The organism is Prevotella brunnea, assembly GCF_008016795.1.
Taxonomy (GTDB): domain Bacteria; phylum Bacteroidota; class Bacteroidia; order Bacteroidales; family Bacteroidaceae; genus Prevotella; species Prevotella brunnea.
In genome coordinates this window covers 1-10,246 of sequence record NZ_SDIK01000088.1, presented here as the reverse complement: position 1 = coordinate 10,246, position 10,246 = coordinate 1, and the positions used below count along the sequence as shown (strand labels likewise).

Sequence of the window (10,246 nt, the reverse complement as noted above, 5' to 3'; positions counted from 1 at the left end):
GCACGGTCAAGCACGTCGTAAACCGTTACGGTTGGCGACACGTTATCAAAAGCCTTGTTGAAAGTTGTCTTTTTGCCCACTGCCTCTGTTGTTGGATAGTATGCCTTCGTCACACGACCGAAAGCGTCATAGACATTGCGTCCGCTGACAATCATCACGGTTTCGTCCTTGGGTGCACTGCCCTTGGCAGCTGTCGTTACCACACCGTCTTTCTTCACCTGAACGGGACGTCCGAAACCGTCCACGAAGGTGACGGTCTCCATATCATCGCTTGGGTGCTGTATGTCGTAATGTTTGGTCACTGCGTAAGCAGGTGCAGTGATGCCATTGGTGCCGAAAGTAGCCTTAGGCTGATAGTCAAAGGCAATGATGTAAGGCACACCTGTTGCCAACTCATTAGGACCACGCACAGCTTTCACACGTCCGAGGTTGTCTATATCCGTTTCATAATAGAAGTGGTTGAGATCCATACGGCGGAGTGCCATACCATAGCGGTAGTCGAAGTTGGCTGCCTCGCTACGGTAGCCAAATGCATCGTCTATGCGCTCCACATACATATTCATCACCGGCTCATAGCGGTAGGTGTACCACATGCGCTGTCCCTTGCTGTTAGCAGGAAGCGTAGTCTTGATAATGTTGCCGTAAGCATCATAAGTATAGTCAGAGACAGCTTCACCGCTTCCGAGTTGTTGCTTAATCTGCGTGATATGGTTGGCATAGTTCAAATCGTAAGTCGCAGAGACTTGATGATAAGTCTTACCATCACCGCCCGTTACGGTTACGTTGGTAGGTAGCCCGAAGATATGTTTGTTATCATTGTGAGCATATTGTATTGCGGTTTGGTAGTCGAACTTACCCGAACCGTCAGCACCCAACTTACCCTTATCACTGAACTTGTAAGACTTCAGCTCTCCGTGATAACCTGTGAGATAATACTCATTCCAAGCCTCTGAGGTGGTGATACCGGTTGCCTGCCCCTCATACTGCTTATTGGCGGTATAGCGGAGCGGCACGAAGGCAGAGGCGCGGTCGCTACAGAGCTTCTTCTGTTTGTTGAAAGTATAGCTGTCACCGTTGGCTGTGATATAATAGCCATCATATTCATTGCGTGTCTCGGTGTACTTGTTGCCTTTGGCATCCTCTACAGACGCTCCAAGCTCATTGCCCTGTGCATAGTAGGTGGACACATCGTAGAGTTGCACAGCCTGACGATAGACTGCGGATTCACCCTGTTCGGTGTCGATATTCTTGGTTACGACCTTTCCAAAGCCGAGGAACTCACGTTCGTGGCGATCCTTCTGTCCATCAGAATAGGCAAACATCGTCTTCATCATCGGTCCATCATCACGGATACCATCGTCAATGGTTACGGACGACATTACCCATTTACCACCGGGCAGGCCGTAGGTAGGCGTGCTGTGTTCGTAGTCCAGTGTAAAGGTTCCGCCGAGGGAGTTGGTCACGCTCTTGAGCATGTTCGTTCTGCCGATGGCAGAGCGGGTTACTTTCAGTTCGCTTTCCTTATCGGATTCCACAATATCGAGGTAGCCGTCGCCATCTACATCTTGCAAAGCATAGTTGTTACGATTTATACTATGACTGACAGAAACAACTGGATTTATGGAAATTTTGACAGGAATTAACTTTGGGGTAAAATTGACAGTAAATGCAACTTCAGCTCCCTCTGAAGTTGAGGCAGATTCACTAAGAGAAGAAAGCCCTCTCCACTGAATGGCATCCATAAAGCCATTACCGATATTAAGTGCCACCATAATAGCCTTGCCATTGCGCCATACCTTATCTGGTAATCCGTCAGAATTTACATCAGAGAGATTATACTCTTCTCCATTCTTAGAGGTTACAACATTGTATCCCCCGGCGAAGCTTGATGACCCCTTATTGAAGCTACCACCTATATTGGCGTTATAAGTAATTCCCTTACCTCCTTGTATTCGATCAATTCCCCAATCAATCGGTTCTGTGAAGTTGTACCCTAAATTAAGTCGAACTTTATTTCCCTTAATAATTTTATCAGGTAGACCGTCTCCATTCACATCCATGAATGTTTCTGTGCTCCAATCCTTGTTAGAGGGAGGAATACTGACAGATCCAGACATACGAGCTTTTGCCTTGTTGCTGGAGCCTTGGTTGCTGGAATGATCCTTTCCTTTTGCAATATGAGCAATCGTAGAACTTATCGAAATAATAGGGTCGCTTCCCAATGCCCATCCTTCAGACTTGTTCTCGCTGCCAATGGTTCCAATTCCACTATACTTTTCGCCACTGATGCCTCCTTGCGAATTTGTATATTGTATGATTCCCTTTTGAAAAATATCCGGGAAACCATCCCCATTGAAATCCATCATAGTGGAGCGAGTTACACTCTTACCACTTGCGTCATTGTATGTAAAAGCAATGCCTGTCTGATTGACATCACTTGTTGCAACCATTTCCTGTGTTATAGCTACAGCACCGGTTCCTTGTAAACATGTACCGGAAACTCCTGCTATATCATCAATATGTTCGAATGGGTTAGTTAATATTACATTTTGTTCAGTTAGTCTTGAAGCCCCAGCTTCTTCAGCTGTAAGGTACAATTCTGCTCGTTGTCCTATCCATCTGTCAAATGAACTTTGGTCTGTTCCAATTGGAACAAATGCCATTGTCAAAGGATCCATCTTGGCATCCTTGCTATCGGGAAGTTTCAGCAGTGATTCATCAATAGGTTTGCTATACCTACCTTCGGAAGCATTATAAACAAAGCCACCCCAGCCACGATACATTGTGCCGAAGCCTTTGTTCTCTGTCTGGGCATAGAAGCCTGCCTGTGCTGTTCCTATGCCACTGACAGTAGCTGCAGAAGTTACTGTCTGACCTGAGATGTTACCTGAATAGAAGTAATCTATCCATATCTTGCCTGCACTGATACCGGTGATTATCAGAGGATCCCCTGAAAGACTGCCACCACTGAAAGTGTAAGTCTTTTTACCCAACAGTTTGTCTACAGTCTTGACAGTCATCGTTACCATTCCGTTTGCCGTTGGTGGTAGCATCGTGATACTCGGAGTAACTGTCAGGGTTGAAACATTGGAAGCAAGTACTACAGGTTTACCTTCACTAACCATGTCAGCAAAGAGAACATAATGGGTTGCCCCTGCCGTACGCTGCCTGCTACCATCCTTGCCTATGGTCTCTATTTGTGGGGTCCACTTTATTTTCGACCAGTCCACATTAGAAGAAGAACTGATTTCAAAGTTTAGATTTGTCAAGCCATCCGGATTAGGAATAGTCTGTTTAATTTCTCCGTCAAACGCTTCATTCCATGCTAAGGTACGGGTATAGATTTCTCTTTTTTTATAATTCGGATTATTATTACCCAAGCTGTCTTTTAACTCATTAGATGCGACAATTCTGAGCGTAACGTCATCTGTTGTGACGGGTTTGGTGAACTTACCTGACAGGTTCAAAGAAGCGCTCTCTGCCACATTAGTCAGTGTATTGGCACCATAAATGGCACCCTCCTGAGGTTGATAAACAGTGGTAGATAATCCGCCGGGGAGTGTTTCTGCCGCACCTGTATAGGTAATGATAGGTGCCCATTTCACGTTGTCAAAGGCACCGTTGCTTGTTTCCTCCGTACCAGACTGGACACGGAAATAAATGCGGTCGCCTTTCTTGACGGTGATATTCTGTGCCGTAGCATTATAAGCCGTTGCATCTCCTTTGGTAATTTTCTTGTTCCAGAGTTCCGTACGACCTTTCTGAATGGCTACGCGCACACCATCAGCATGAGCATACTCATCGGTATCGTATTCGCCTGTTGGAGTAATCAAACTAACTGTACCCGAGATGCTGATGATTCCATCTTTAGGTGCCTGCCATACACGTACCATATCTTCCATCGGAGAGGATTTAATCAGTTCTGCCTGCTCGGTAGGATCAACCTCTCCAATAGTTTTATCTATTTTCTTGGCATCATAGATGATGGGGCTTGGTGTATCGGCGCTGCTAAGCGTAAAATGAGGAATAGCATGACCTTGCGCATCAAATTCTATATGATTAAAATAAACCTTACCATTAGAAACTATATCTACAAGCCCATCACCATTAACATCACTGAAATATACAGAGGTTTTAGTAGTTGTGCGGGAGGTACTTGTAGCAACAGTAGCCATAATATACTGCCACCCAGCCTTGATGGCAGGTCCTCCGGAGAAAGTATTACTGGATGAAGCAGAAAATTTAGAGATACCAACAACTTTGATAGGTTCTCCATAGGTTATTTTCTTTTCGTCTGTGCATATTTGCGGACGATAGTACACAGAACCTCCATCCTGATATATCTTGTCGGGTAATCCATCTCCGTTAAGGTCTGCAAAAGTCAATAATCCCTTAGAATTATCATGAGAGTAATTAAAAGAACCACCAATAGTGCCACTTGTTGAAGAACTTTGATCATCAACTCCTGCTCCAGCATAGAAAGAACCACCATAAGAAAGGCTTGTTGTTCCTCCTAAGGCAGTAGGTTTGTCGCTGAATATGCCACCAACTTCTTTGAGAGGACTTATAAACCCTGCGTCAAGGCCGTCATTGTGCGTATTCCATATTTCCTGTTTTTCCTTAAAAGGCACATACCCCTTAGCAGCCTGTACATCATCATAATAGTCAAATTTCTGATACGACACTTCTGCACCTTTGTCGTCGAGTTGCTTCACACCCGTAAGCACATCTTTGTTGAACGCACCCTCGCTATAGGTAAAGGCATAACTGCGGAGCGTACTTCCTTGGAAGTGCACCGTTAGCTTCTCTAACAAACGATTCGATGAGGTTAGGAAGCCATATCTTGCATTGTTGTTTTTGAGTCGTTTCTGCTTACTGCCTTCTAAGACAACCACTGTGTGGGGTGCTTGTCCGCTATTACCAGCACGTACTTCCTTAAGATAAATGGCTTTTGCCACAAGTCCACCACGAACAGGTTCGTCGGCTGTCTCATAGACGTATTCGATATAATCACCGTGTGTTTCTTCCACACGTTTGAGCTTCCATTCGGTAATCACCTCACGGCTTTGACCGCTTGCATCGGTGATGGTACCTTTGAGAACGGCACCTTCTCCACCATAAATATATTTGATTCCTTGTTTGTCGGTTACTTCCCAAGTATAGTCGGCAGGAGAGTTACCCTTGCGGATGATACGGCTGAAGTCTCCTCCCTGACGAGTGTAGAACTGCCTGTCCGCTTTTCGGTTCATCTTCTCACCACGGTGAGCCACACCCATCTTGCCGTCGTCACCCATCGTAGAAAGCATAGAGCCCGACATCAAATAAGTCTCGGTTTCTTTACTTGTATCGTATCTTGGGACACCCCAGCGAGTATCCAACGTAATAGAAGGAACAGAGAGATTCCAACCCTCTCCAAGCCATCCACTACCGCCCTCACTGCTGTACTGAATGCCTAAGGACGGTGCCATGCCATTGCGGGCAGGGGGCATCTCGAAGCCATACTGTAGATTGGCAGAACCTCGGTTGTTAGCCGTAGGAGGAGTGATGAGATTGATTTTTGTCGTTGGGTCTGCCGCCTTGATGTCATTCATCATCGTCGGGGTAAATCCATCGGTCTGTGGTGATTCCGGTGCCTTGATTACACCATTGATCATATCGGTGAAGTGCGTCGTTTTCGATACCACGCAGGCTGTAGCCTTATCCACCTTCACACGTTCCAAAGCCACCCAGTGCCTGGTGTCTTGGTCGAAGTAATAGGTATTGATGTCGTCTTCTGTAAAACCGCTCGGGATTCGCGTGCGGTCGTATTTTATCTTCACCGTTGCACCCTTGCCCTCGAAGTGGTTGCCGTGGGGCAGAAAGCGGTAGCCGTCTCCCTTGGCGGTGACGTTGGTCATGCCGTAGTCAAGGGCAGGAATGTCCGTCTCGCGGAGTGCCGTGATGGAGTATCTGCCATCCCTTGCGATGTCCGCAGCCTTCACGGAAAGGACGTTGCCGCCGATGGCGATGCTGTCCGCCCTGTGTGCGAGGAACTGCTTCTCCGCCTTTCCACCGACGGACACGAGGGCACGGGCATAGTCCGCCCTGCCTCCTTGTATGGGTGTTATTTTCCTACTGATGTTCCTGCCATCAATGACTGCCGTGAGCTTGAGCTGTCTGCCCGTCGATGGCACGATGCCCTCGAATTCTCCGTCATGGACGGTGATGGTTGTGCCGTTCACTGAGATACGGCTTGCCTTCCCTCGTACGAAGCCGTAGAGGTAGGTCTGACCGTCATAGGCTATGGGGGCGGAGGAAAGGATTATTTCTTCCTGCTTATTGGTATTAGTCTTTGTCTTAGCATCCGCTACGGTTTCGATATGTACGTTCCTGACCGAATAGGCGTAGGAAGCATCCGTCGGAATGGTGAAGAGGACGGTGTTCCTGCCGTCCTTCAGCCACTCGGGACTTATTTCCTCCCTGACGGTCTTCCATTCCTTGGAAAGTGCCGTGAGGTAGCCGCCGACAGCCATGCGGTCGTTGATGCTCCTGCTGATGCCCTGACCAGAGCTTACGCCCTTGAGGTCATAGACCAGCCATGCGCGCATATTTGGAGAGACTTTCTCGACTGTTATCTCGAAGATGTTGTCCTCGGGGTTGTCCGAAACCCGTCCGTCGGGCTGTCCTATGATGCCCGAGGCATGATCTGCCGTGTAGATGGTCTCCATAACGGAAGAAGTTGCTGCTGCTGTCGTCTTTGACTTATCCTCCTTCCTTGCCGTCCGTGATATTCCCTGCGTAGCTTTTTCTGCATTATGGACGTTCTTCGTGGACGTCTCGGTCTGTGCTGCCACGGATTGTGATATACTCGTGCCGTTGTTTTCACGTACACTGTCCTGTCCCTTGTATATATGCGTCGCAGCGATGGCTGCGGTGATGGCTGTCAGTAATGCCGCCGATATGAGGTAATGCTTTGTCTTCATAGCCGTTGGAGTTTAGTAGTTTGCCATTATCTTCCTTGTGAATTCCTCTTCTAAGGTGAGTGCTTTGACGACGTACACGCCCGTCTGCGGTACGGTGAAGTCGGCACGCTTGATGGTGCCTCCCGTCATGTCCGTCCGGCTCAGCAGTCTTCCTGATGTGTCATAGACGAGCAGTTCGGCATCGGTCTCCTTGGCGAGTCTCAGCTCGGCACTGAACGCCATACCAGTCCCGTCCTTCCTTGTCACAGTGAGGGCAGAATGGGCTTGCCTCTCGATGGAGGAGGCGTTTTCTGCCGACCTTGCCTGTGCCTTGGGCACGCTCGGGCTGCACTCGTTGCCGATAATTACCGCCATGCTGTCCTCGACCGCCTTCTTCGTCTCGTAGGCCACGCCCCTCGAAACGCTCGTCAGGGCGAAGTCTCCGCCGTCGATGCTCAGCCCGTCGATGGTCGAGAGTCCCTTGTTGAAGCCCATGCCGAAGAGCCAGCCGAGACCAGCTTTCTTGGCCGCACGGTGGACGACGATGCCGTTTACCGTATAGCTTACCGTGTCGGGGGTGAAGATGATGCCGAGTGCGTCACCTCCATTCAGGGTGACGGCAGCACCCACGGGCTTGCCCTCGACCACGACTTGTGCCGTGGCATTCTTCACGTCGAAGCCGTGGAGGATGTTCTTTCCCAGTCCGAGCGTGGTGCAGAGTCCCGCCCTGTAGTCGGAGGTGAGCGAGGGAATAGTCCATGTGACCTCTCCCTGCTTTCGGCGACCGACCGCATGGGCATACTCGACGCCTCCCATGCTCTCCGCCGTGATGTCGATGCCCGCGTTCTGCTTAATGAGCAGACTGTAGTTTCCCGGGAGCAGGTTCTTCACCGTGTATGTCTTCGTGGTGAAGTTTCCCCGTGAAGCTACGGCACCTTTCTCCATATTCTCCACGGAGTCCGCCAGCAGGCTGTATGAAAAACTCGGCAGGCCGACCACCATGCTGATGTCAAGGCTGCCGTCCTTTCGCGGCTTTCCGCCCGTGCAGCTCGCATCGTGCGGTGTTAGCCGTGCCAGTATGCCGTCGAAGCAGGCGAAGGTGAACGTGTCAGATCCACTGCCGTCGGTGTCCATGAAGATGTTGTCGAAGACGAGTTTTTCACGGCTCGCGTCCTTGCGCGAGCATCTGATGATGGTGTTTTCCCATATGTCGCTCTTGTCGCCCGCACCTCTGTCTATGAGCATGAAGACGTTGCGGTAGTCCGCACCTGCGAACTTGTTATCCTTGGCGAGGACTCCGTATCCGAGCTCGACCATGTTGCCGCTGTCTCCAAAGCCATTCCTGCGCAGCTTGGGGATATTTAATGCTGTCTCGCCGCCTGCCGTCTCGAAAATCATGCAGGCTGCCTTTGCCGTGTTTTCAACGGGTATGGTTATCTGCAGGTCCTTGCTGCCCCTGCCGTCGATGAGTAAGGTTACGCTGTTTCCTTTCCTGCGTACGATGAAACTCTTTCCGCCCGTATTGCCTGTTAAGACACGATTCTGTATTGTTCCGTCCTCTACGATTCGGATCTCACCCCGTGCGCTGACGTTGAAGCCGTAGGCGCACTTCGTGCCCGATGCCTCGGTGAATCCTACATTGTAGGCGGGATGGAGCCTCGGGTTGGTGTATTCCATCGTGCCGTTTCCCGTGTCGAGCGGGGAGCTGACGATGTATGCGCCCTCCTTGGGCTCATTCTGCGACACTGCATCCATAAAACCGTCGGAGGTGACGGTGATGCCGTTCTGCGTCCAGATGTCCTTCCTGTACTCGGTGGAGTCGATGTTCGTCCTGACGAGCCACCTGCGGTTCATGACGTGCCACGGTGTTTTTCCTTCCGTCTCGGCGGTGGTCGTGGAGCCGTTGTCGTCGCCCCATATCATATAGCCACCGTCGGGTATGGGCGAGCTGTCCTCACGCCCCATGACGAGAAGGCGTTGGCTCGTCGGCAGGCCGTATGGGTCTGCGTCTCTGAAGCTGTCGTATGTCTTTTCAGTAGAGTATCTTGGTGCTTCCTCGTAGCTCGTCGTGGAGAGAGGCTGGAAGAGGTCGCCCGCGTCGTCACGCCCGATGCCCGTCACCCTGTGGTGGTAGACGGAGCTTTCGTCCCTGTCCCATGAGAGGTCGCCCGTACCCGTGTAGTACGAGCCGTTGAGCGTGATGCCGTATCTGATGGCGAGATAGGTCTCCACCTGCCTGCGCTCCAGCGGCGTGAGCGTCCTGCCGTATGCGATGAGCTCGGGCGTGTAGCCATTGAACGCACCGCCCCCGAACAGGGACTTGTCAAAGGCTGTCGAGAAATTGACGTCTCCGTCCCTGTATGTTCCCGTGGTGATGGTCGCACGTCTGCCTTCTCCCCACACGGAATGCACGGGGGCGTATGCCCTGATGTATGAGACGATGCGGGGACTCGTGGACTTGAATTCCTCTGCGGTCTGCCTCTCGCTCCCCGAATAAAGAAGGTCCTCGCCGGCCGTGCTTCCGTAGTTGAGCGGTTCTATGCCCTGCTGCCCGACCGCCTTGTCCCTGCTCACGAGGCTTCCCGCACCCTTGCGTCCGCTGACGGCATATAGCACCTCGTCCTTGTTATAGGCGGTGGTCGTCGGGGCAAACACCCCGATGACGGTCATCTGCGCGAGGTTGGAGTATTTCAGTAGACTCTCCTTCGGCTGATTCCCCTCGGAGAAGTTCAGGGCGGGGTTGAAGTTGAAAGTCCGTATCCATGTGTGCCGCTGCGTGAACTCACCACCGTAGGCTGCGCCCTTGGCATCGTAGAAGTTGGTTCTAACGGAGTCGCCCGAAAAGTCGCGCCAATGATAGTACCCCTGCAGGTCCGTCGTCAGGGGGACAGTCTTCAGCCATGCCTCCGCACCGCTGACCTGACCGGGTGACTGCGCACGGGACTGCACGGGAATGAATAAGGCTGTAACTATTAGAAATGCTGTTTCGTGTAAATGTCGTCCCATAAGTTAATACTGTCTATGTTCTTTTTCAGTCTGATAAGATACCCGCAATAAAAACGGTAAAGAGAGAAAATCCGTAAAATAAAAGTGGGATGGATTGTATCGTGTGTGCGAAAATTGATTAATGCAAAGCCTTTTCGTAGAGTCCTGCATATCTCCCTTGACTGCCGAAAGTGGCGTTCTTTATGTCAAGGGGGCTGAAATTGGTAAAATCAACGTTGTCTTCATAAGCATGAACGTTTAAGTTGTTTTTTCCTAAGCGCAAATATAGGTTATTCTTCTTTAATTTGCAAGGAATTGCA

General features: G+C 50.4%; 3 protein-coding genes. All 3 read right to left on the bottom strand.

The features are described from left to right. The coding region (locus tag ETF27_RS10225; RefSeq protein ID WP_147785796.1) for a toxin TcdB middle/N-terminal domain-containing protein at positions 1-6,962 on the bottom strand (6,962 nt) is incomplete at its 3' end. 12 nt (positions 6,963-6,974) lie between these two features. Next, positions 6,975-9,947, bottom strand: coding sequence for a T9SS C-terminal target domain-containing protein (locus tag ETF27_RS10220; RefSeq protein ID WP_147785795.1), 2,973 nt, complete (start codon positions 9,945-9,947; stop codon positions 6,975-6,977). Positions 9,948-10,065: 118 nt separating this feature from the next. Next, positions 10,066-10,246, bottom strand: a 181-nt coding sequence (locus tag ETF27_RS11380) for a hypothetical protein (protein WP_205012820.1), incomplete at its 5' end; no start/stop codon positions are given.

Coding starts and splice junctions, on each gene's coding strand:
- ETF27_RS10220 (WP_147785795.1), bottom strand. CDS start 9,947: ATGGGACGACATTTACACGAAACAGCATTTCTAATAGTTACAGCCTTA.